We start from the raw sequence: 20,790 nt of genomic DNA, 5'->3' as shown, positions 1-20,790 counted from the left end.
GTCAGTGGCCGGGCGCCCGGGTCACTGGGCGGTCCATCCGCCGTCCATGACCAGTACGGAGCCGGTGAAGAAGCCCGCCTCGTCGCCGGCCAGATAGGCCACGGCGGAGGCCGCCTCCTGCGGGCTGGCGATCCGGCCGAGCGGGTGCAGCCCGACGAACATCTGCTCCATCTCCGCGTTCCCGCCCACGCCCTCCCGGTACATGGGGGTGTCCACGGTGGCCAGCGCGAGGGCGTTGACGCGGATGTTCTGCGCGGCGTACTCCAGCGCGGCGGCCTTGGTGAGGCCGACCACCCCGTGCTTGCCGGCGACGTAGGAACTGATGCCGAGACCGAAGCCCACCATGCCCAGCTGGGAGGCGTTGTTGACGATCGTCCCGCCGCCGCGCCGCTCCATGGCCCGGATCTCGTGCCGCATGCACAGGAAGACGCTGGTCAGCACCGTGCCGACGTCGGCGGCCCAGACCTCCGGCCGCTGCTCGGCGACCCGGCCCATGGTGCCCATCGCCCCGGCGTTGTTGAAGGCGATGTCCAGCCCGCCGTAGTGGTCCTCCGCGGCCCGCACCGCGGCGGCCACCTCCTCGTCGATCGACACGTCGGTCCGTACGACCGTCGCGGTGCCGCCGGCGTCGGATATCTCCCCGGCGACCCGGTCGAGTTCCTTCTGCCGCCGGGCCGCCAGTACCACGCTCGCGCCCTGGGCGGCGAGGGTCTTGGCCGTGGCCTCGCCGATCCCGGAGCTGGCCCCGGTCACCAGGGCGACCTTGCCCCGCAGCCGGCCGTCGGCCTCCGTCGTCCCGGTGGACGGCGTCCTGTTGTTTCCGTTCATCGACGTGGTGGGCCGTGCGCACGGGCCGGCCCTTCTCCTTCCCGCTAGGTGTGCGATGCCTGTTGGTGGATGTGGATGTGGATGTGGATGTGGGTGCGTGTGGGGCGGGCGCGGGGTCAGCCTTCGGGGCCGCGCGCGACCGGCACCCCGATCAGCGAGCCGTACTCGGCCCAGGAGCCGTCGTAGTTCCTGACGTCCGGCCAGCCCAGCAACTCCCGCAGCACGAACCACGAGTGCGCCGAGCGGGCCCCGACCCAGCAGTAGGTGATGCTGCCGAGGGCCGGGTCCAGACCGGAGTAGAGCTGCGCGAGCTCCTCCTGGGAACGGAAGGTGTCGTCGTCCGCGACGACCGCCTCCCACGGGAGGTTGACCGCGCCGGGCACGTGCCCGGACCGCTGCGCCACCTCGTGGGGATCGTGGCCGGGGGCGAACGCCGCACCGGCGAATCCCGGGGCGAACGTGCGACCGGCGTACTCCTCCGGCGCCCGGACGTCGATGATGTTCCTGGCCCCGATGCCGGCGAGCACGTCGTCGCGCAGCGCACGGACCGACGCGTCCTGTTCCCGGGCCCGGTACTCCGAGCCCGGGCGGTCCGGTACCCGCGTCGTCAGGGGGCGGCCGTCCGACTCCCACTTGCGCCGTCCGCCGTCCAGCAGCTTCACGGACCGGTGCCCGTAGAGGGTGAAGTACCAGTAGGCGAGCGTGGCGAGCAGATTGGAGTTCGACGAGAGGACGACGACGGTGTCCTCGTCGCGGATGCCCTTCCGGCGCATCAACCGCTCGAACTCCGCCCGGTCCACGACGCCCAGCCGCACCTCGTCCTGGAACTCGCTCCAGTTGATCCAGACGGTGCCCGGCGGGTGTCCCTTGCGGTACTCGGTGTCCTCGTTGCCGGTCTCGACGAAGCACACCTCGTCGGAGCCGAGGTGTGCTTCGGCCCATTCCCCCGTGGCCAGGGCGGCCTCACGAGCCATTGCTTCCTCCCGTTGTGACGGTGTGCGGTGGATCCGGCAGGGCCCGGGCGGACCGGTGGGAGCGCGCCCGGGCCCCGCCGGCGGGGCTCAGGCCGACGACGCTCCGGCCCCGGCCGCCTCCTCCCGCGCGCCGGGCCGGGCGGCCGTACGGTCCCTCAACCACGCGTAGCAGCTGAGGAGGATGCCCAGGACGGTGACGGCGGCGCTGGTCAGGTAGACGGACTTCAACCCCAGTCCGCTGTCGATGACCCGGCCGCCGAGCCAGCCGGCGAGCGCGGCGGCGAGCTGGTACGCGGAGGCGTTCACCGCGATGGCCAGGGTCGGGGCGGCGCTGGCGGTGTTCAGCACCCGCGTCTGCATCCCCGGGATGACCGAGAACCCCATCGCACCGATCAGGAACACCATCACCCCCGTCAGCACGATGTTGCCGCTGACCGCCCACATGGCCACCAGACCGAGCGCCAGCAGCCCCAACAGGCCGACCTGCGAGGGCATCAACGCACGGTCGGACAGCCAGCCGCCGACGAAGTTGCCGACCGCGGCCCCCACGCCGTAGAGGAGCAGCAGGACGGGGACGGTGCCCGCCGCGAAGCCGGTGAGGTCGGTGAGCAGCGGTGCGAAGTAGGTGAACACGATCAGCAGCCCCATGTTGGCGACCGCCGTGATGACGATGGCGAGTTGCAGACTGGGGTTGCCGAACACCCGCAACTCGGTGACGGCGGACGTGCCGGGCGTGGAACTCCCGACGTCCGGCACGAACCGCAGCACGAGCAGCAGGCCCAGCAGGCAGACCGCCGAGATCGCGTAGAAGGTGGCCCGCCAGCCGAAGTTGTTGCCGATGAAGGTGCCGAGCGGCGCCCCCAGCATCATCGACAGGTTCATCCCGAAGACGAGCTTGGAGACGGTGGACGCCTGCTTGCCCTCGGGCGCCGTCGAGGCCGCGATGACGATCGCGTTGGCGAAGAACGTGGCGGTCACCAGCGCGGTCACGATCCGTGCCACGAACAGCACGGGGTAGACCGGGGCCAGGCCCGATGCGAGGTTCCCGACGACCACGATCACCAGCAGGGCCACGATCAGCGGCTTGCGGGCGAACCGTGCGGTCAGCGCGGTCATCACCGGGCCGCCGACGATCATTCCGATGGCATACGCCGTGACCAGCAGTCCGGCGGCGGGGATGGACACTACGAGGTCGTGCGCGATGTCCGGCAGGATGCCGGCGATGACGAACTCACCGGTCGTGATGCCGAACACGCACAGCATCAGGGTCATGAGCTTCAACGACATGGCGTCTCTTCTGTCGGGTCTGTCAGGTCTGTCGGGGGGCGGTGCCTATGGGGTCAGCGGCGGGCCCGCGTAGCCGTACCCGTACTGGGAGCCAAGGGCGATGATGTGGTCGAGGTCGGGGCCGCCCACGTCCTCCGTGGGCAGCGTGAGCGCCTTCGCGTGCGGTATCTCGGCGTCCAGGAACAGGTCGAACTGCGGCCTGCGGTCAGGCTGCGGCGTCGAGTGGATGGTCAGGAAACGGGCGTTGGGCGACGTCGTCACGAATCCGTGCGGAATCGTCCGCGGGACGATCATCGTCGAGCCCGCCTCGGCGATCTGCTCCTCGCCGTCGCAGACCATGCGCAGGGTGCCGTCCAGGACGACGAAGATCTCGTCCTCGAAGTCGTGGACGTGCACCGGCGTGGTGTAGCCGCGGTTGCCCGTGTGCTGGACGACGGTGAAGGAGTTCCGGGTCGCCGCGCCGGGAACCCGGATCTGCGCCAGCCCGCCGAGCAGCCAGACCGCGGTCTGCTCGGACTCCGGGATGAGCCGCCCCTTCTCGTCGTACGTCATGTCCGGGAGTGACATCGCTCTCCTTGTCGCGATCGGGATCGGGATCGGGATCGGAATCGGGACCGGTACCGGGACCGAGGCCCGGGCGGGGTCAGCCCTGCCGTGGACCGGTGGGGTGCGGTCCGACGGGGCTCGGCTCCGCCGGCGTCCCGCTCCGGCAGGCGGCCACGAAGGACGCCACGCCCTCCTCGCTGGAGAGCGTGCGCCACATGGCGACCGGGTCGTGGAACCCGCTGACGAACGCGTCGGCCACCCGCCGGTCCGCCGCGGCCTGCGCGAACAACGCCGTCACGTGCGGCGCGGGCGCGTCGAGGAAGGCGTTGCTCCACTCGACGACGTGCCGCGCGTGCTCCCAGAGCGCGGCGGAGGCGGACCGGCAGAACTCCTCGTCGTAGGGCCCCCGAGCCGTCGAGATGAGCTCCGCCAGCGCGAAGGCGGTGTGCGATCCGAGGTTGGCGCCCTGCGCGGTGAGCGGATCGTTGGTGATCCAGGCGTCGCCGATCGCCAGCGCGCAGCGCCCGTCGGCCAGTCGTGCCCAGCCGCGGCGGACCACCGGCGTGATCCCGCCCTGGGCGACCTCCCCCGGCGAGATGAGCGCGAAGTCCCCGGTGTCGATGCGCTCGCGGAGCGACGGGGCGTACGTCGCGACGAGGTCCAGCACGGCGCGGTGGAAGGCCCCCGGGTCGACGTCGGCGTCCAGGTGGCTCACCGACTCCAGTGGACTGCCGGGCACCGCTTCGAAGGCGAGCACGTCCGCCCGCCCGGCCGGGGAGAAGAAGGGCAGCCGCAGGATCTCCCCGATCCCCGGCAGGAAGTGGATGTCGAGCGAGTGCGGCACCGCCTCGTCGATGCCGAAGTACAGCCCGCTGCACAGGATGCGCTGCGGGGTGGTGTGCGGTGAGCGCTCCGGCATCGGCGGGAACAGCTCGCGCAACGAGCGGCTGCCGTTCGCCACCACCGTCAGATCGTGCCGCCGGGCGATGTCCTCGACCGCGGGCTCGCCCACGTCGAGCGTGCCGCCGCGCGCGACGAACTCGCCCAGCAGGTGCGGCAGATAGAGCCGGAAGTCCACCACGCTGGACGGCGGAGCGAGCCGGGCCGGGAACGCGAGTGCGGGCCCGTCGGTGTGCATGGTGAGCGACCAGTGATGCACCTGCGCGTCCGGGAAGTCCCAGGCGGACACCCCCAGCCGGCGCTCGCGCTCCTGGGTGGGCGCGAACCGCGCCGGGAAGTTGCGCGGTCGGCCGGACTTGAGCTGGTCGATGTCCTGCGTCGAGTAGACCGTCGCCGCAATGCCCAACTGCTGTAAGCGCAAAGCGAGTTGTGCGCCGGATATGCCGGATCCGATGATGCCGACGCTCGTCATGCGACCCCTCCCTCGGGGGTGGAAGCCGACCGCAGCCGCTCGGCGAGCCAACCGACGGACTCGATGGTGAACCCGGCGGCCTCGGGGGAGGCCATCGCCGAGGCCGGAATGAGCATGGGGTGCCGCATGCCGGCGTCGAGCAGTTCCCCGATCCGCTTCAGCACGGTCTCCCGGCTCCCCACGACGACCTGTTCGGCCACCAGCTCGTCGGGGACCGCCGCCATCGCGCGGTCCACCTCGGCACGGGTCAGCCGATGCGGCAGGAGCTCCACCAGCCCCCGGTAGTCCTCCCCGAAGGGGTGCGCGAACCCGTGCGCCCGCCAGGACTCCGCGCCCGCGTGCAGGGCGAGGAAGCGGAGCGGCTTCGCGCGCAACAGGGCGTGGGCCGCGGCATCGGTCTCGGCCACCACGATGGGCACTCCGCCGGCGGCGACGATGCCGTCGGGGTCGCGGCCGGCCGCCACGGCCGCCGCCCGCACCACGCCCAGCCGCCGGGCGTACTCCTCGGGCGTCATCAGCTCCGACGGGAGCCACCCGTCGGCATAGCGGCCGGCCAGGCGCAGCATCCGGTCGCGGTTGCCGCCCAGCCAGATGCGCGGGGTGCGGCCCTCGGGCGCGGGCAGGCCCATGAGCGCCTGGTCCAGGGTGAAGAACTCCCCCCGGAAGTCGTGCGGCCCCTCGCCGTCGAAGAACATCCGGAGGATCTGCAGCGCCTCCTCGACCCGGCTCACCTTGCGGTCGTGCGGTACGCCGTAGGGCCGGAGGTTCTCCTCGGCGCCCGCGCCGATGCCGAGGACCGGTGCCCGCTCGGTGAGCTGGGCGAGGGTGAGGGCGGTCTGGGCCAGCACGGCGGGGTGCCGGCGGTTGGGGTCGGTGACCCCGATCGCGAGCCGGACGGGCCCCGCCTGTGGCGCGAAGTTGCCCAGCACGGTGGCGAAGTCCAGACACCGGTCGGGGGTCGGCAGCGCCGCCGCCAGGTAGCTGAAATCGGTGTCCCACGCCTGCCGGGGAAAGACGTTGATCAGGTGGTCGAACACCAGGAAGGTGTCCAGCCCGGCGGTGCGCGCGGTCTCCAGGAGGCCGCGACCGCCGGCGATGTCCCCCACGGCGTCCCAGACCAGGCCGACGTCGACGCTCATACCCCGCTCCTCACTGCCTGCGCCTGCGCAATGAACTCCTCAGTCTGGCCAGCTGAGTTGACGGTCCGCCACATCTCTTCCGGCCGGTCGAGACTGGCCACGAAGGCGTCCGCCACCCGCTGGTCTCCCGCCGCCGCGGCCAGCAGCCTCGCCACCTGTGGCGGTGGCTCGCCGATGAAGAGGTTGGTCCACTCCACGACGGGCCGGGCGGTGGTCCACATCCGACCCGAGGCCGTGCGGCAGAACTCCTCGTCGTACGGGCCCCGGTGGGCCGCGAGCTCGTCCGCGAGCTGGAAGGCCAGCGCGGAGCCGAGGTTGGCGCCCTGCGCCGTCAACGGGTCGTTGGCGATCCAGGCGTCGCCGACCGCCAGCGCGAAGGTGCCCCCGCCCACGTCCGACCAGCCGTGCCGGACGACCGGCACGACGGCGCCGTGCAGCATGTCGACGGGGCGGGTGAGGGCGAACTCCCGCGCGTCGATCCGCTCCCGGAGCAGCGGCGCATGACGGGTGATCAGATCCAGCACGTCCCGGCCGAACCGTCCGGGATCTTCTCGGTAGTCGGTCTCGGTGACCGGGCTGAGCGGGCCGCCCGGCACCGCCTCGACCAGGACGACGGTCACCTGCCCCGCGAACGAGTGGTAGGCCGGGGCGTGGATCTCGCCGGCGCCCGGGACCATGTGCATGGTCATCCCCGGCGGGTCGGCGGGCAGGACCCCGTGGAAGAGCCCGCCCGCCAGGTGACGCGGTGCGGTGCGGTACGGCGAGCGGGCCGGGTCGCGCCCGAAGGTGTCGGTGAGCGCCCCCCGGCCGGCGGCGACGACCAGGAGGTCGTGCCGCCCGGCCAGCCCGGCCAGCTCCGGCCCGTCCGCGACGGAGCGGACCGTCACGTCACCGCCCCGATCGGCATATGCCTCCAACAGCGCGGCGAGGTACATCCGGAAATCGACGGAACTCGCCGGCTGCGGAAGCCGGCCCCGGAATCCGAATCCGCCGGGGCCTTCGACGTTCATGTGCATCCACGCGTTGTCGTAGGCGCTGGACGACCATCGGGTGATACCGAGGGCCTCTTCCCGCCTCCTGGTGGAATCGAAACGGGTGACGAAGTTCAGCGGCGGCCCGCTGCGCATGCCGTCCGGCTCCTTGGCCGTGTACAGCGCGGTGTCGAGACCGAGCTGCTGCAGCCGAAGTGCCAGGTGCAGTCCGGAGATTCCGGCACCCACAATGCCAATGCTCATTCTTTCGCTCCACCTGTGCGGGGACGGGAAAAGGTCCTGCGGAGGGCTTCAGATGACCTCGACCCTCTGGAGATGCCGGTTCGTCGGGCCGGAGAACGCGTTGCGGCCGTGCACGAGCGCGTAGTTGTCCGCGATCACGATGTCTCCCGTCCGCCAGTCGTGGGCGTAGCAGTACTCGGGCCGGTGCAGCCGTTCCGCCATGCCGGCGAGGAACTCCTCGGCCGCCGGCGCACCGAATCCGTCGACCTGGACGTGCACCGGGTTCTTGTAGACCGCGGGGTCCAGGGGCTCGGCGAAGCGCAGCACCGGTACACCGGTCGCCGGGTGCTGGGAGACGAGTCGCTCGGTGATCAGTCCGCCGTAATGCGCCAGCTTCTCGGTGGAATAGGTCAGGCTGATGCCCGCCCACTGCTCGCGGAGCTCGGCGTCCGCGTCCCGATAGACCGCGGTGGTGTCGGAGAAGACGGTCTCCCCGCCGGCGCCCGGAGTGGCGTTCAGGCACTGGAAGAAGAAGTACCGCGGATTTGCCTCCACGAACGCGCCGTCCCAGTGGAAAGGCACATCGCCGCTGGCGAACAGGTAGTTCCTCGGGTTGTCCTCGACCACCAGGTCGATGACCTCGCCGGGCTCCCACTTCAGCACCTCGCCCCAGCGGCGACAGTACGTGCCGAATTCCTCCTTCGCCATGAGATCGAAGCCGCGCAGCACCAACACCCGCGATTCCTCGGTCCACCTGGCGAGCACCTCGGCCGGGACATCCGTGATCCGCGCCCCGCCGGCGGCCTCCACAATGCGGCCGAAGGGCCGCAGCGGCGTGTGCGTGAGCGCTCCGTGCGGTGTCGTCGAAGTGGCCATGTCAGGAAACCCTTTCCAGTGCGGCCGTGGAGAGATGGGGCGCTATGAAGTGGCTCGGGCGGCCGTCCCGCCACACGACCGTGGCGTGCAGCCGCTCGGCGTCCCAGCGCTTGACGAGGGAACAGCTCACCCCGTCGTCCAGCACCACGCCGTGCCACGGCGTCAGCCAGCCGTCCCTGGTCGGCATGAGCTGCAGACCGAACTTCTCCGAGTGCGGGGGCTGCGGGTGTATGGACAGCCGTATCGCCCGGGGGAATGTCGCGGCGACCAGCCGGCTCCACGCGTTGCTGCGCAGGATGGTCTGGTACGCCGTGTCCTTCGAGTCGTTGCGCAGTTTCGTCCGGGACGCGTCGGCGCCGCGGCGGGCCACCGCGTCCTCGAACATGAAGCGGTGTATCCCGTTGAACAGCGACCGCGTGCCGCGGTCGCTGCGGACCTTCTCCTTCAGCTCCGCGAGGGTGGCGGAGTAGTTCTCCTCCAGCACCTTCCGCATCACCGGATAGTGCATGCCGCCGAACGCGTCATTGAGGCCGAACAGGTCGATGGCGGACCACCGCGCGGTGCTGATCATTTCCGTGAGCGAATCCCGGTACTCGGTCACCGTGGTGTCGGCGACGCCGACCACGTCGCCGAAGACATGGCCGTCCGAGCAGATCGTGACCCGGGCGCCCGGACGGTAGAAGTGGCCCACGTAGTCGCACAGCGACTGCAGGAATCCCAGCGCCAGACGCTCGCCGAGGTCCGGCAGTACGCCGAGCACCTTGCTCTGGTTCGGCGATTTCGCCGGAAAGGCCGGCACGACGAAGTGGATGGGCTCATCGCGCTCGATGAAGTGCTCCATCCGCTCCCGGTGTGCCTCGCAACACGCCGGACACGGATCGTCGCCCGCGGTGTCGCCGTCCTGCTCGACCAGTGATTCGTCGACGCGCCGATATCGGTACAGGAGTTCCAGGACACGCTGGGACACCTGCGTCGTGGTCGACGCCTCCATCATTTTTCCGTTCAACGTTCCTCCGAGATGAATGAATTGCTCGTTCCGGGCCCGACCACAGGCCGGGTTCCGGGTTCAATCAATTCGTCCGACACTCTCTGGAGGGCTGTATGCCAGCATCCCCCGTAACCGTCACCGGCGACCGGAGCGGAACGGTACGCACCACAAGAAGGAATTGGACCGGAAACTGCCGCCGCTTCCCCCGCGATGCGTAATCCGCCGCCGCGGCCGGCGCGCTGGACGCGGCGATTCCGCCATACCGGCAAGTGCGTTCACCCGCAACGGAATCTCCCGCATTCAGCTCGACGGTCGCTCCCGGATGAACACGACCGAGAGCACTTCCGCATGCCTGCGGGTGGATTTGGGCAGGAGTAAGGAAGCCGTGGTCACTTTTCGGCACCTTTTCCCCAGCGGCGTCATTTCCCCCCGCAGCACGCTGAAGTAACGCCAGCTTCCCCCCGGATCAAGGCCCTACGCAAGGATCCATCGATTAACATGCCTGATGGATGACGGGGTGCCATCCATTGATCAAATGGGAGGAAGGCGTCCATGGCGGGTGTCTACGATCCGTCGGTTCAGCAACTGCGGTCGCTGCTGACGCTGGCCGAGGAGCTGCACTTCGGCCGGGCCGCGGCGCGGCTCTACCTCACCCAGCCCGCCCTCAGCCTCCAGATCAGCACCCTGGAACGCCGGCTGGGAGTCCGGCTGTTCACCCGCACCAGCCGGCGGGTGGAGGTCACCCCGGTCGGTCGCGCGCTGCTGCCGCTGGTGCGGAACATCGTCGGCGCGACGGACGAACTGCGCGACGCGGCCCTGTCCTCACTGGCCGAGGGCGGCGGCCTCCGGCTCCGGGTGGGACTCACCGACTGCGCGACCGCGCTCGGTGCCACCCGCCGCGTCATCGCCGGCCTCACCACCCGACACCCCGCCCTGGAGATCGACTTCCGCGTGGTGGACCTGGTCGAGCAGGTGACGGGCCTGGCGACCGGCCGGATCGACGCGGCCTTCGTCTATCTGCCGGTGGCCGAGGACTTCCACATCCAGCCGCTCACGACGGAGGCGCGCGTGGCGTGCTTATCGAGCACCGACCCGCTGTCCCAGCGCGCCTCGGTCTGCCTGGCGGACCTCGCCGATCGCCCCATGGTGAGCCTGACGCCGCAGGTGCCCCGGGCCGTACGCGACTTCTGGTCCGTCGACCCGCGACCGGACGGCGTCCCGGTGCGCTACACCGCACACGAGGTCTCCCGCGTCGAATCCCTGCTGTCCGCGGTGTCGTTCGACGGCGCCCGGGCCTTCCTGCCGGCCGTCGCGGCCGAACTCTATCCGCGGCCCGACGTCCGCTACCTCCCCGTGACGGACCTGCCGCCGTGTACGTTCGCGATCGCCTGGCCCGAGGCCGACGGCGACGCCCCGCACCTCGCCCTCCTGGCGGACGTCTGCCGCGCTCTGCGCGACGAGGGCCTTCCCACCGACCCGCCGGCCCCCAGCCCCCGGACGGACCCGGACGCTTCCGTCGCCAGCCTGGCCGAACGCCAGTGAGGTGACCGCCGGCGGACGCGGCCGAGCACCGTGTCCCATCCCCCCGGGTCAGGCGGACCGACGCCGCGCCAGCCACCCGCACAGGGCCGCCAACGGCAGTTCGGCAGCGACGGCCATCGCGGCAGCGACGGCCAGTTCCGGGCCGGGGGCGGCGGTGGCGACGTCGACGCAGACATCGGCGAGGAGGAGGACGGCCGCGGCGGCCGCGGGGGCGCGGTGCCGGAGGTCGGCGCGCCACAGGCGGGTACCGGCCGCGAGCAGGGCGACGGCCTCCAACACATCGAGGGTGACCCAGGCGATCGCCTCGACCGGCGGCAGGGTGCCCGCGAGGTAGCCGAGCCAGGGCAGGAGGGCGAGCCCGGAGCCCACGAGTATGCGGCCCTGCCAGCGGCGCGCCCGGCCGGGGCGCGCGGGCCCACCGCGGCCGACGCGGGTCCCCGTGCAGCAACGGCCCGTGTACGCAAGGGGGGTGAGGGTGCTCAGGGCCATGGCGGCGGAGGATCCTTCCGGTGTCGCGAACCCGTCCGTCGGGCTCGTGATCAACACTCCGCTCCCCGCCGCCCGCAGTCAGTAGCACCGCTGTCCGACCTGGGGTGGCACCAGCTTCACCACGGTTCCGGATACAGGCGTGATAGCCCCCGCTGACCTGGGCGTTTACCGTCGTACCCATGACCCGATCCGAGGGGCGGCCAGGCCGCCGGACCCGTCTCAGCGCGCAGGCCGCCTTCCTGTACACCGGCGTCCTGCTGCACGGTGCCGCCTTCCTGCTGTGGGTGTGGTTCAGCCTCACCGTCGTCTACGCACCCGGTGTGGCCGTGGCCCCGTTGCTGTTCGCCACCGCCGGCGCGACATCGGTGACCTGGCTCCAGCGCCGCCGCTTCGCCGCGTACGCGGACACCGACATCCCCCACACCCCACCCGTGAAGGCCCCCGACGCCTTCCGGCGTGCCCGGGGCCGGCTGCGCACCGCCGCGTACTGGCGCCACCTCGGTTACCACCAGCTGGCCGGTCCGGTGCTGGGCGTCGTGGAGGCCGTGGCACTCGCCCTGTGGGTGGGCAGCATCGGCGGCATCACGTTCTATGCCTGGTACTGGCTGTTTCCACAAGAGTGGGCCTTCATCCAATGGGCCAACGTCGACGGCTGGAAGATGGCCGTGGCCGGGCTGGTCGTCCTGCCGTTCCTGCCGCGCCTGACCGGTGCCCTGCTACGCCTGGAGTCGGTGATCGCCCGGCGGCTGCTCGGGCCCAGCCGGGCCGAGGAGTTGGCACAGCGCGTCGAGGACCTGGCCGAACGCCGGGCCGAGACGCTGGCCGCCGCGGACGCCGAGCGCCGCCGCATCGAACGCGATCTGCACGACGGCGCGCAGCAGCGCCTGGTGTCCCTGGCGGTCAACCTGGGCCTGGCCCGGGCCACCCTCACCGATCTGCCGCCCGAGGCCCGAGCGGTCATCGACGAGGCGCACCGCGAGGCGAAGGAGGCCCTGGAGGAACTCAACCACCTGGTACGCGGCCTGCACCCGCACGTCCTGGACGACCGCGGACTGGACGCGGCGCTCTCCGGCATCGCCGCCCGGGCGCCGCTGCCCGTCCAACTCGCCGTCGACGTGCCCGAGCGGGCCGCGCCCGCCGTGGAGGCGGTGGCCTACTTCGTCGTCTCCGAGGCGCTGGCGAACGTCACCAAGCACGCACGGGCCAGTCGGGCCGAGGTGACGGTCGCACGGGCCGGTGACACGCTGCGGGTCCGGGTCGTCGATGATGGCAGGGGAGGGGCGGACCCCTCCGGGGGAACCGGCCTGACCGGGCTCACGCACCGCGTGGCCTCGGTGGACGGCACCCTCGCCATCGACAGCCCCCGCGGGGGCCCGACCACCATCACCGTGGAGCTGCCGTGCACGCTGCCAAGCGCGCTGTGATCGCCGAGGACTCCGTCCTGCTCAGGATCGGCGTGGTCAAAGTTCTGGAGACCGCCGGGTTCGAGGTGGTGGCCGAGGCCGGTGACGCGGAAGGGCTGTTGCGGGCCGTCGAGGAGCACCGCCCGGACATCGCCGTCGTCGACGTCCGGATGCCGCCCGGCTTCACCGACGAGGGGGTGCGGGCCGCGCTGGTCATCCGGCAGCAGTGGCCGGACACCGCCGTCCTGATGCTGTCCCAGTACGTCGAGGAGCGCTACGCCGCCGAACTGCTCGCGACGAACACCAGCGGCGTCGGCTACCTCCTCAAGCAACGGGTCGCCGACGTCGAGGAGTTCATCGAGGCGCTGCGCCGGGTCGCGGCCGGCGGCACGGCCCTGGACCCGCAGGTGGTGGCACAGCTGCTGGTGCGGCGCCCCAGCGACCCGGTGGGGCGCCTGACCGAGCGCGAGCGCGAGGTGCTGGCGCTGATGGCCGAGGGCCGCTCCAACGCGGGCATCGCCGCCCAACTGGTGGTCAGCGAAAGCGCGGTGGCCAAACACATCAACAACATCCTGGCGAAGCTGGACCTGCCCAGGGCGGAGGGCGACCACCGCCGCGTCCTGGCGGTGCTGCGCTTCCTGGGCGTGAGCGGCTAGAAGCCGCCACGGACCGCGACGGACTGTCACGGGACACCCCCAGGCTCTAGCCTCACGCTCCATGAACATCCTGATCGTAGGCGGCAGTGGCTTCCTGGGCCGCGAGCTGATCCAGCGGGCGACGGCGGCCGGCCACACCGTGACGGCGACCTTCGCGACCCGCGCCGGCGACGTCCCCGGGGCCCGCTGGCTGCCCCTGGACCTCCGCCGCGGCGAGCAGCTTCCCCGGGTGCTCGGCGCGGCCCGACCGGACGTCGTCGTCAACGCGGCGTATCGCAAGACCGACTGGGCCATCACGGCCGACGGCGCGATCCGGCTGGCCGTGGCCGCCACGCAGCACGGGGCCCGGCTGGTGCAGGTGTCGAGCGACGCCGTGTTCTCCGGTGCCGACGTCCACTACGACGAATCCGCCGCACCGGACCCGCTCACGCCGTACGGTGCCGCGAAGGCCGCCGCCGAAACGGCGATCCGGCTGCTCGCCCCGGCCGCCGTCGTCGCCCGCACCTCGCTGATCATCGGCGACGGCGGTTCCGCGCACGAGGCCCTGGTCCACGACCTGGCCGCCGGGCGGCGCGAGGGCGCGCTGTTCACCGACGAGTTCCGGTGCCCCGTTCACGTCGCCGACCTCGCCGGGGCCCTCCTGGAACTGACCGCCTCCGCCCACACCGGGGTGTGCCACCTTGCCGGAGCGGACGCGGTCAGCCGCCATGAACTGGGTGTGCTGATCGCCGAGCGCGACGCCTTGGACGCCTCCCGACTGCCCGCCGGCCGCCGCGCCGACACCGGCTCCCCGGGCGCGCTGGACGTCCGCCTGGACAGCGCCCGCACCCAACGCACCCTACGCACCACCCTGCGCGGCGCCCGCACCTTCCTCCGCCGCGAACGCTGACGGCCTGACGGCCCCCGGGCTCGGCCGCCGGCCACCGGCACGTTCGCGCCAACCCTTTGCAACTGCGGGGCAGCGCCATCGGGTTCGGGCTACACAGGAGGGCCGGGAGGGGTCCTGCCGGTGAGCGGGGCGACGGCGGTCGACCCGGAGGTCGGGACGGCTGCCGACGGCAACCGACAGGGGGAGGAACCCGCATGACCACGCGAGCCCGACGACCACGCGCCACCACAGGGCGTCCCGGCCGACGTCCCGCCCGCCGCCCGACCCGGCGCCCCGGCCGCCGCCCCCGCGGCCGAGCCGCCCGACGCCGCGCGCGCGAGCAGGCCGCCACCCGCCTCGTCGTCGCCGGCCTGCTGCTCGTCGCCCTCGTCGCGGTCGCGCGCGAGTACCCCGTCACCACCCTCGTCCTCGGCGTTCTCGCCGTCGCCGGCGCAACGTCGGTCTTCCTCGCCCGCACCGGCCGCCTCCACCTCCCCGGCCCGATCGGGCCCCGCCGGGACGTCACCCACACCCTCGCCGCGTACCACCACATGACCGGCACCCAGTTCGAGCACGCCGTCGCCGACCTCGCCCGCCGCGACCCCGCCGTGCGCTCCGCGACCGTTTCCGGCGGCGCCAACGACCGGGGGCTGGACGTCCTCGTCGTCCTGCACGACGGCCGACGGGTCGCCGTGCAGTGCAAGCGGTACGCCGAAGGCAACCGGGTCGGCGCCCCCGCGATCTACACCGCGAACGGCACGTACCGCGACTACCACCGCTGCGACCACGCCGTGATCGTCACCACCTCCCGCTTCACCCGCGACGCCGAGGTCGCCAACGCCTCGCTCGCCGCACCGCTCCGGCTGATCGACGGCCGCGGCCTGGCCCGTTGGGCCGGCGGTGGCCGCCCGCCCTGGGCCTAGGTCGTGTCGCCCGTCGTGTCGGCACGACACGGCACCGCTAGCGCGCCGTCCGCCCCAGGAAGAGGCTCGTGATCACCCTCACCTGCGCGTGTCCGCCGTGGGCGTCCACGATGCGGGCCACCTCGTCGAGGACCCGCTCGCGGGGCCGGGCCGGGAGGGCCCGGTAGCCGCCGTAGGAGGCGAGCAGGCCGAGCAGGGCGGACGTGGACCGTTCGTGGACGGAGGTGTAGAGGCGGTGCTCCGGGGCGACGAAGCCGGCCGCCGTCATCTCGCGCCACTGCCGGGACTCCGGGCCGCGGCGCGCGGGGCGGGGGCGGGGATCGAGGAGGGTGTCCGCGGGTATCTCGATGCCGTGCCGGGCGTGGGCGGCGGTCAGGCGCTCCGCCAGCTCACCGGACGAGAGGAACCAGTGGTTCCAGAAGAGCCCGATCGCTCCACCGGGCGACAGTGCGGCCCGCGCTCTGTCCCAGCGTGCGGCGGGATCGACCCAGTGCCATGCCTGTGCGCAGTACAGCAGCCCGTAGCGCCGCCCGGGGCGCCAGCTCTCGAAGTCGGCGACCTCGACGGTGACCTCGGGCAGTTCCGCGCAGCGGCGGCGCAGCACCCGGGCCATGCGGACGTCCGGCTCGACGCAGGTCACCGGTACGCCGGACCGCGCGAAGGCCAGCGTCGCCTTGCCCGTTCCGGCACCGACCTCCAGCGCCGGGTCGCGCGCGGCCAGAGCGGAGAAGTCCAGGACGTCCTGGACGAGTTGCGGGGGATAGCCGGGTCTGGCCGTGTCGTACTGCTCGGCGTCGTCGCCGAAGATGTGCCGGCGCAACCGCGCCGACGCCGGGTCATGGCCGGGAGTCCCGTACGGCATGGACACCACGGTAGGCGACCGGCCCGCCGACGGGGAGGGCGCCCGTCGTGGATCGGCCGGCCGCACCGGCCGCACCGACCGTTCGCACCGGGCCTCTCGCTACTCGACCGTTCCGCCGTCGATCAGCACGTCGTGCTCCCACGCCCCGGCCGACTGCCGGGCGAGCCGCAGGTAGTGCTCGGCGATCCGGTCGGGGTCGAGGGCGGATCCCGGGGAGACCGGTCCGCCGACGGTGACGGTGGCGAGGTGCACCCCGCGCGGCCCGAACTCGTCGGCGAGCACCGAACGGGCCGCGCGCAGCGCGGCCTTGCCGAGGGACAGGCTCGTCGCCCCGGCGCGCGGGGCCGGCATACCGGACGTGAGCAGAACGGTGCCGCCTCCGGCCGCCGCCATGCGCGGAGCCAGGTGCGTCACCGCGCTCACCGCGCCGACCACGTTGACCCGTAGCGTCGCCGTCAGCTCCGCTGCGGACAGTTCGCCGGGGCGGTCGTAGCGGACCCAGGCGGCGTTGTAGACGAGCACGTCCGGGACGCCGAGCCGTTCGACGGCGGCGTCCAGGCCGGAGCGCAGCGATGCCTCGTCGGCCGCGTCGGCGAGCAGGCCGAGAGCCGTGCCGCCGGCCTGCTCGACCGCCGCGACGGCGCCGTCGACGGTGGACCGGGAGCGGGCCAGCACCGCCACCGACGCGCCGTCCTCGGCGAACCGCCGGGCCACGGCCTGGCCGATGCCGGGCCCCGCCCCGATCACGAACGTCGTTCCCGTCATGGTGCGTCAACTTCCTTCACTGGCGCCGGGGCGATCGACTGCCGCCGACCAAGTCGGTCGCAGGGGTAACTCCGAGGCGCCCGCCGGGTATTCCGCGCCGCGGCCGGGCCCGGTCCGCTCAGCGGGGCAGGGTCTGGGTGACGCGCCACAGACGGCGCGGGAGTTCGCCTTCCTCGAAGGCGTGGACGTCCGCCAGGCACCAGCCCTCGGCGAGGTCGTCGACCAGGCGCCGGGAGAAGAAGTGGATGGCGAAGCCGCCGTGTTCGTAGATGTCGTCGCCGTGTCCGGTACCGGCCTCGTAGTGGGCGTCGCCGGTGTGCCGGACCGTGTAGACGAACACGCCCCCCGGGCGCAGGACGCGCCGGACCTCGTCGACCAGGGCCCGGATGTCGGGTGTGGACAGCGCCATGCACAGCAGCATGTGCGCGAAGACCGCCTCCGTGGAGTCGTCCGCCAGCGGCAGCGGCTCACGGACGTCGTGCACGGAGGTGGTGATCCGGTCGCCGAGGCCCTCGACCCGGGCGGCGTGGCGCAGCTGGTCGAGGGCGGTGGCGCTGAAGTCGGTCGCGTGGACGGTGAAGCCCTCGCGGGCGAAGTGCAGGGCGTCGCGGCCGTGGCCGGCGCCCAGTTCCAGCACCTTCGCGGCACCGGCGGCACGGAACGCCTCGGCGGCATGCCGGGCCGGCGCGGAAGGCCGGCTCCCGTACATGCCGGGGTGCGCGGAGTAGGTCTCCTGCCAGTGACGCCACTGGTCGGCCGCCAGCCCCCGCTCGCCGTGCGCCATCGTTCCTCGCCTCGTGCGCGCCCTCGCCCGGTGCGCGCCCTCGCTTCGTGCGTAGTGCACCTTCCACACTAGTACGGGGGTGCGAAAGCCCGGACGCGCCCGGAGGCCGTGCCCCTGGTCGGTCGTCCGGCCGGCGTCCCGGCCGGTGCCCTGGGAGGTCCGCCGCCGGCCGGCGGCCCTCAGTCCCGGAGCGCCCGGCGATGACCGTCGTCCCGCGAGGTGGCGAGGGCGAGCGCCCCCACGGCGCAGGTGACGACGACGTAGTACGCCGGGACGTCGGGGTTGCCCGTGCGGCGGACGAGCTCGGTGATCAGCAGGCCCGCACAGCCGGAGAAGACCGCGTTCGCCAGCGCGTAGGCCACGCCGAGGCCGGTGTGACGGGCCTGCGTGGGGAACATCTCGGCCAGCATCGCCGGCCCCGGACCGGCCAACAGGCCCACCAGGGCACCGGCGAGCGCCACCGCGCCGCACGTCAGCCACACCGGGGCACCGGGATCCTGCACGACGTGGAGCAGGGGCAGCGCCGACAGCGCCGCGAGGACCGCCCCGGTGGCCATCACGGGCCGCCGGCCCAGCCGGTCGCTCAACGCGCCCGCCGGCACGATCGCGGCGGCGAAGCCGAGGTTGGCGACGACCGTGGCCAGCAGAGCCTGCTGCGCGCTCCTGCCCACCGTCTGCTGAAGGTAGGTCGGCAGCACCACGAGGAAGGTGTACCCGGCCGCCGACCACGCCATGAGCCGCCCGCATCCCACCACCACCGCGAACACGGTCCTCGCCGACACCGACTCCCCGGCCGCCGCCCCGGGCACCGCCTGCCCGGCCGTCGACTTCCCGGCCGCCCCCGGAGCCACCCGCACCCGAACCCGATCCGCCCGCGCGGCTCGCACGAACGCCGGCGACTCCGCCAGTCGCAGCCGCAGCCACAGCGCACCCAACCCCATCGGCAGCGCCGCCAGGAACGGCAGCCGCCATCCCCACCCCGCGACCTGACTCTCCGTCAGCGCAGACGTCACCAGCGTCGCGGCGGCGGCACCCCCGAGCAGCCCGAACGCGACGGTGAGCGACTGCCACGCCCCGTACACCCCCCGTTTCCCGGGCGGTGCGCTCTCCGTCATCAGGGCGACCGCGCCGCCGAACTCCCCACCGGCCGACAGGCCCTGCGCGATCCGCAACGCCGTCAGCAGCCAGGGCGCGACGGCACCGACCGTGGCGTACGTGGGCAGCAGGCCGATCGCCGTCGTCGCGGCGGTCATCGTCAGTACCGCGGCGACCAGCGCCGGCCGGCGCCCGTAGCGGTCCCCGACCCGGCCGAGGAGGAGCGCGCCCACCGGCCGGAAGAAGAACGCCAGCGCGAACGACGCATACGTCCTGACCAGCGCCTCCGCGGCCCCGCCGCCCTGCGGGGTGAAGAAGTCGGCCGCGATGGTGGTGGCGAAGTACGCGTAGACGCCGAACTCGTACCACTCGATGAAGTTGCCGACCGCACCCGCGACCACGCTCCGGCGCGCGAGCACCGCCCCGGACGTCCCGCTGGACGGCCCGTCAGTGGAAATCCTCATGACGGAAGCCTTCCCCGCCCGCCGGGCCCGTCCCGGCCGTGCCCGGCATCGCGAACTCCCGCACCGCCGCGTGGAGTTCGCCATGCCGGACCGGAATGTTCCAGGCGTACCGGACTCTCCGGGCGTATCCACCCCCTCACTCCGCGTGAGCGCGGCGTCCGAATAGCGGGCGTTCACACCCCGCGCGTCACCCGCCCCGCAGACTCGTCAGGCTCATCGAACGTCTCAAGCAATGAACAGGCACGACCATGACTCGGAATCTCACCCGGTCAACCCAGGGTTCCCCGCAGGCCGTGCAGGACGCCGCGCCCGCGTTGTCGCACGGACTCAAGCAGCGTCATCTGTCGATGATCGCGCTCGGCGGGGTGATCGGCGCGGGGCTCTTCGTGGGCTCCGGGGTCGGCATCGCCGCGGCGGGCCCGGCCATCGTGCTCCTCTTCGTGGGCACCGGCGCCCTGGTCATGTTGATCATGCGGATGCTCGGCGAGATGTCCGCGGCCCGGCCCTCCACCGGCTCGTTCTCCGTACACGCCGAGGAGGAACTCGGCTCCTGGGCGGGGACCACCTCGGGCTGGATGTACTGGCTGATGCTCTGCGCGGGCGTGGCCGCCGAGGCCACCGCGGCGGGCGCCATCATGCACACCTGGGTGTCGTTCATCCCCGCCTACGGCTGGGTGGCGATCTTCATGGCGTTCTTCTGCGCCAGCAATCTGACCGCGGTCAAGAACTTCGGCGAGTTCGAGTTCTGGTTCGCCGCCATCAAGGTCACCGTGATCGTCGCGTTCCTGGTGCTGGGCGTGCTCGGCATCCTCGGAGTGTTCGGCGACGCCCCGGGCACGCGCCACCTCACCGGCCACGGCGGCTTCTTCCCGACCGGCGCCGCCGGCCTCGCCGCAGGGCTGCTGACCACCATTTCCGGCTTCGCCGGCCTGGAGACCGTCACCATCGCGGCGGCCGAGTCCGACCGGCCGAGCCACAACGTCGCCCGCGCCGTCCGCACCGCCGTCTGGCGCATCGCGGTGTTCTACATCGGCTCCATGGCCGTGGTCGTCACCCTGGTGCCGTGGAACGACCCGAAGGTCGCCACGGACGGCCCGTACGTCACCGTGCTCGACCGGCTCGGCATCCCGGCCGCCGGCACGATCATGCAGATCGTGGTGCTGGTGGCCCTGCTCTCCGCGATGAACGCCAACATCTACGGCTCCTCGCGGATGGCGTACTCGCTGGTCAGCCGGGGCCAGGGCCCGCGCTTCCTGGGCAAGGTCACCCGGGGCATCCCGGCCGCCGCCGTGGTGGCGTCCTGTGTGTTCGGCTTCGCGGCGGTGATCGCCGGGATCATCTGGCCGACCACCGTGTTCGCCTGGCTGCTCAACATCGCCGGCTGCTCGGTGCTGGTTGTCTGGTCGATCGTCTGCCTGACCCAGCTGAGGATGCGCCGCCGCCTGGAACGCGAGGCGCCCGATCAGCTCCTGGTGCGGATGTGGGGCTTCCCCTACCTCACCTGGCTGGCGTTCGCCGCCATCCTCGGCGTCTTCGCCGTCATGGCCACTAGCGGGGACGGCCGGCAGCAGCTCGCCGGCACGGCCGTCGTGGTGGCGGCGCTGATCGGCGCGGACCGCGTCAGGCGGCGCCGCGCCCGCCGGACCGCCGACGCCGCCCAGCAGTAGCCGGGGGCGCCGCCACCGGCCCCGGCCAACGGAGAAGGCCGGCTCGAC

Annotated in this window: 20 protein-coding genes; 6 read left to right on the top strand and 14 right to left on the bottom strand. The window is 72.5% G+C overall.

Translation table 11 applies throughout. The features are described 5' to 3' along the window. Nucleotides 1-21: 21 nt before the first annotated feature. The 9 genes from MOV08_RS09415 to MOV08_RS09375 all read right to left on the bottom strand — a co-directional run bounded on the left by MOV08_RS09415 (nt 22) and on the right by MOV08_RS09375 (nt 9,203). Nucleotides 22-828 (bottom strand): SDR family oxidoreductase, encoded by an 807-nt coding sequence (locus tag MOV08_RS09415; RefSeq protein WP_275307000.1) that lies wholly within the window; start codon nt 826-828, stop codon nt 22-24. 116 nt (nt 829-944) lie between these two features. After that, entirely contained in the window at nt 945-1,802 is an 858-nt protein-coding gene (locus tag MOV08_RS09410; RefSeq protein ID WP_275306999.1) for a sulfurtransferase, read from the bottom strand. Nucleotides 1,803-1,889: 87 nt separating this feature from the next. After that, the gene (locus tag MOV08_RS09405) at nt 1,890-3,089 is read right to left on the bottom strand and encodes an MFS transporter (protein WP_039631009.1); all 1,200 of its coding nucleotides are present in this window, start codon (nt 3,087-3,089) and stop codon (nt 1,890-1,892) included. Between the two features lie 45 nt (nt 3,090-3,134). Then, entirely contained in the window at nt 3,135-3,656 is a 522-nt protein-coding gene (locus tag MOV08_RS09400; protein WP_275306998.1) for a cupin domain-containing protein, read from the bottom strand. A 76-nt stretch (nt 3,657-3,732) separates the two neighbouring features. After that, nucleotides 3,733-5,007, bottom strand: a complete 1,275-nt coding sequence (locus MOV08_RS09395) for a styrene monooxygenase/indole monooxygenase family protein (RefSeq protein ID WP_275306997.1) — start codon at nt 5,005-5,007, stop codon at nt 3,733-3,735. After that, the gene (locus tag MOV08_RS09390) at nt 5,004-6,146 is read right to left on the bottom strand and encodes an LLM class flavin-dependent oxidoreductase (RefSeq protein ID WP_039631007.1); all 1,143 of its coding nucleotides are present in this window, start codon (nt 6,144-6,146) and stop codon (nt 5,004-5,006) included. The genes MOV08_RS09395 and MOV08_RS09390 overlap by 4 nt, the downstream gene beginning before the upstream one ends. Further along, nucleotides 6,143-7,381 carry a styrene monooxygenase/indole monooxygenase family protein gene (locus tag MOV08_RS09385; RefSeq protein WP_275306996.1) on the bottom strand — a complete coding sequence of 413 codons (1,239 nt, stop codon included), beginning with the start codon at nt 7,379-7,381 and terminating at the stop codon, nt 6,143-6,145. Before MOV08_RS09385 ends, MOV08_RS09390 begins: the two co-directional genes overlap by 4 nt. Before the next feature lie 48 nt (nt 7,382-7,429). Beyond that, entirely contained in the window at nt 7,430-8,236 is an 807-nt protein-coding gene (locus MOV08_RS09380) for a TauD/TfdA dioxygenase family protein (protein WP_052286620.1), read from the bottom strand. 1 nt (nt 8,237) lies between these two features. After that, complete coding sequence (locus MOV08_RS09375; RefSeq protein ID WP_275306995.1) at nt 8,238-9,203, bottom strand: isocyanide synthase family protein; 966 nt, start codon at nt 9,201-9,203, stop codon at nt 8,238-8,240. A 573-nt stretch (nt 9,204-9,776) separates the two neighbouring features. Here MOV08_RS09375 and MOV08_RS09370 point away from each other — a divergent pair. Further along, nucleotides 9,777-10,766 (top strand): LysR family transcriptional regulator, encoded by a 990-nt coding sequence (locus tag MOV08_RS09370; RefSeq protein ID WP_275306994.1) that lies wholly within the window; start codon nt 9,777-9,779, stop codon nt 10,764-10,766. A gap of 48 nt (nt 10,767-10,814) precedes the next feature. Here MOV08_RS09370 and MOV08_RS09365 read toward each other — a convergent pair whose 3' ends face one another. Beyond that, nucleotides 10,815-11,255: a hypothetical protein gene (locus MOV08_RS09365; RefSeq protein ID WP_039631003.1), complete on the bottom strand. Its 441-nt coding sequence runs from the start codon at nt 11,253-11,255 to the stop codon at nt 10,815-10,817. Nucleotides 11,256-11,434: 179 nt separating this feature from the next. Between MOV08_RS09365 and MOV08_RS09360 the strand changes: the two genes are divergently transcribed. The 4 genes from MOV08_RS09360 to MOV08_RS09345 all read left to right on the top strand — a co-directional run bounded on the left by MOV08_RS09360 (nt 11,435) and on the right by MOV08_RS09345 (nt 15,105). Then, nucleotides 11,435-12,679 carry a sensor histidine kinase gene (locus MOV08_RS09360; RefSeq protein ID WP_275306993.1) on the top strand — a complete coding sequence of 415 codons (1,245 nt, stop codon included), beginning with the start codon at nt 11,435-11,437 and terminating at the stop codon, nt 12,677-12,679. Beyond that, nucleotides 12,676-13,314, top strand: a complete 639-nt coding sequence (locus tag MOV08_RS09355; protein ID WP_039640358.1) for a response regulator — start codon at nt 12,676-12,678, stop codon at nt 13,312-13,314. Before MOV08_RS09360 ends, MOV08_RS09355 begins: the two co-directional genes overlap by 4 nt. Nucleotides 13,315-13,375: 61 nt before the next feature. Then, the gene (locus MOV08_RS09350) at nt 13,376-14,203 is read left to right on the top strand and encodes an SDR family oxidoreductase (protein WP_275306992.1); all 828 of its coding nucleotides are present in this window, start codon (nt 13,376-13,378) and stop codon (nt 14,201-14,203) included. Between the two features lie 194 nt (nt 14,204-14,397). Further along, nucleotides 14,398-15,105 carry a restriction endonuclease gene (locus MOV08_RS09345; RefSeq protein WP_275306991.1) on the top strand — a complete coding sequence of 236 codons (708 nt, stop codon included), beginning with the start codon at nt 14,398-14,400 and terminating at the stop codon, nt 15,103-15,105. Between the two features lie 37 nt (nt 15,106-15,142). Here MOV08_RS09345 and MOV08_RS09340 read toward each other — a convergent pair whose 3' ends face one another. The 4 genes from MOV08_RS09340 to MOV08_RS09325 all read right to left on the bottom strand — a co-directional run bounded on the left by MOV08_RS09340 (nt 15,143) and on the right by MOV08_RS09325 (nt 19,075). After that, nucleotides 15,143-15,967 carry a class I SAM-dependent methyltransferase gene (locus MOV08_RS09340; protein WP_275306990.1) on the bottom strand — a complete coding sequence of 275 codons (825 nt, stop codon included), beginning with the start codon at nt 15,965-15,967 and terminating at the stop codon, nt 15,143-15,145. A 99-nt stretch (nt 15,968-16,066) separates the two neighbouring features. Continuing rightward, on the bottom strand, nt 16,067-16,732 hold the full coding sequence (locus MOV08_RS09335; RefSeq protein ID WP_275306989.1) for an SDR family NAD(P)-dependent oxidoreductase: 666 nt from the start codon (nt 16,730-16,732) through the stop codon (nt 16,067-16,069). Between the two features lie 118 nt (nt 16,733-16,850). Continuing rightward, nucleotides 16,851-17,516: a class I SAM-dependent methyltransferase gene (locus MOV08_RS09330; protein WP_275306988.1), complete on the bottom strand. Its 666-nt coding sequence runs from the start codon at nt 17,514-17,516 to the stop codon at nt 16,851-16,853. A 179-nt stretch (nt 17,517-17,695) separates the two neighbouring features. Next, nucleotides 17,696-19,075 carry an MFS transporter gene (locus MOV08_RS09325; protein WP_275306987.1) on the bottom strand — a complete coding sequence of 460 codons (1,380 nt, stop codon included), beginning with the start codon at nt 19,073-19,075 and terminating at the stop codon, nt 17,696-17,698. A gap of 248 nt (nt 19,076-19,323) precedes the next feature. On the opposite strand from MOV08_RS09325, the gene MOV08_RS09320 reads away from it, so the two are divergent. Continuing rightward, nucleotides 19,324-20,742, top strand: a complete 1,419-nt coding sequence (locus tag MOV08_RS09320) for an amino acid permease (protein WP_039630988.1) — start codon at nt 19,324-19,326, stop codon at nt 20,740-20,742. Nucleotides 20,743-20,790: the final 48 nt, after the last annotated feature.

It is taken from the genome of Streptomyces yunnanensis (assembly GCF_029011865.1).
In the GTDB taxonomy this organism is placed as follows: Bacteria; Actinomycetota; Actinomycetes; order Streptomycetales; family Streptomycetaceae; genus Streptomyces; species Streptomyces yunnanensis.
Note: the sequence above shows the minus strand (reverse complement) of the source record. Positions and strands in the feature narration are given on the sequence as shown.

What these genes read in the sequence shown, in the direction of transcription:
- MOV08_RS09415 (WP_275307000.1), bottom strand. Translation starts at nt 828, where the DNA reads ATGAACGGAAACAACAGGACGCCGTCCACCGGGACGACGGAGGCCGAC.
- MOV08_RS09410 (WP_275306999.1), bottom strand. Translation starts at nt 1,802, where the DNA reads ATGGCTCGTGAGGCCGCCCTGGCCACGGGGGAATGGGCCGAAGCACAC.
- MOV08_RS09405 (WP_039631009.1), bottom strand. Translation starts at nt 3,089, where the DNA reads ATGTCGTTGAAGCTCATGACCCTGATGCTGTGCGTGTTCGGCATCACG.
- MOV08_RS09400 (WP_275306998.1), bottom strand. Translation starts at nt 3,656, where the DNA reads ATGTCACTCCCGGACATGACGTACGACGAGAAGGGGCGGCTCATCCCG.
- MOV08_RS09395 (WP_275306997.1), bottom strand. Translation starts at nt 5,007, where the DNA reads ATGACGAGCGTCGGCATCATCGGATCCGGCATATCCGGCGCACAACTC.
- MOV08_RS09390 (WP_039631007.1), bottom strand. Translation starts at nt 6,146, where the DNA reads ATGAGCGTCGACGTCGGCCTGGTCTGGGACGCCGTGGGGGACATCGCC.
- MOV08_RS09385 (WP_275306996.1), bottom strand. Translation starts at nt 7,381, where the DNA reads ATGAGCATTGGCATTGTGGGTGCCGGAATCTCCGGACTGCACCTGGCA.
- MOV08_RS09380 (WP_052286620.1), bottom strand. Translation starts at nt 8,236, where the DNA reads ATGGCCACTTCGACGACACCGCACGGAGCGCTCACGCACACGCCGCTG.
- MOV08_RS09370 (WP_275306994.1), top strand. Translation starts at nt 9,777, where the DNA reads ATGGCGGGTGTCTACGATCCGTCGGTTCAGCAACTGCGGTCGCTGCTG.
- MOV08_RS09365 (WP_039631003.1), bottom strand. Translation starts at nt 11,255, where the DNA reads ATGGCCCTGAGCACCCTCACCCCCCTTGCGTACACGGGCCGTTGCTGC.
- MOV08_RS09360 (WP_275306993.1), top strand. Translation starts at nt 11,435, where the DNA reads ATGACCCGATCCGAGGGGCGGCCAGGCCGCCGGACCCGTCTCAGCGCG.
- MOV08_RS09350 (WP_275306992.1), top strand. Translation starts at nt 13,376, where the DNA reads ATGAACATCCTGATCGTAGGCGGCAGTGGCTTCCTGGGCCGCGAGCTG.
- MOV08_RS09345 (WP_275306991.1), top strand. Translation starts at nt 14,398, where the DNA reads ATGACCACGCGAGCCCGACGACCACGCGCCACCACAGGGCGTCCCGGC.
- MOV08_RS09340 (WP_275306990.1), bottom strand. Translation starts at nt 15,967, where the DNA reads ATGCCGTACGGGACTCCCGGCCATGACCCGGCGTCGGCGCGGTTGCGC.
- MOV08_RS09335 (WP_275306989.1), bottom strand. Translation starts at nt 16,732, where the DNA reads ATGACGGGAACGACGTTCGTGATCGGGGCGGGGCCCGGCATCGGCCAG.
- MOV08_RS09330 (WP_275306988.1), bottom strand. Translation starts at nt 17,516, where the DNA reads ATGGCGCACGGCGAGCGGGGGCTGGCGGCCGACCAGTGGCGTCACTGG.
- MOV08_RS09325 (WP_275306987.1), bottom strand. Translation starts at nt 19,075, where the DNA reads ATGAGGATTTCCACTGACGGGCCGTCCAGCGGGACGTCCGGGGCGGTG.
- MOV08_RS09320 (WP_039630988.1), top strand. Translation starts at nt 19,324, where the DNA reads ATGACTCGGAATCTCACCCGGTCAACCCAGGGTTCCCCGCAGGCCGTG.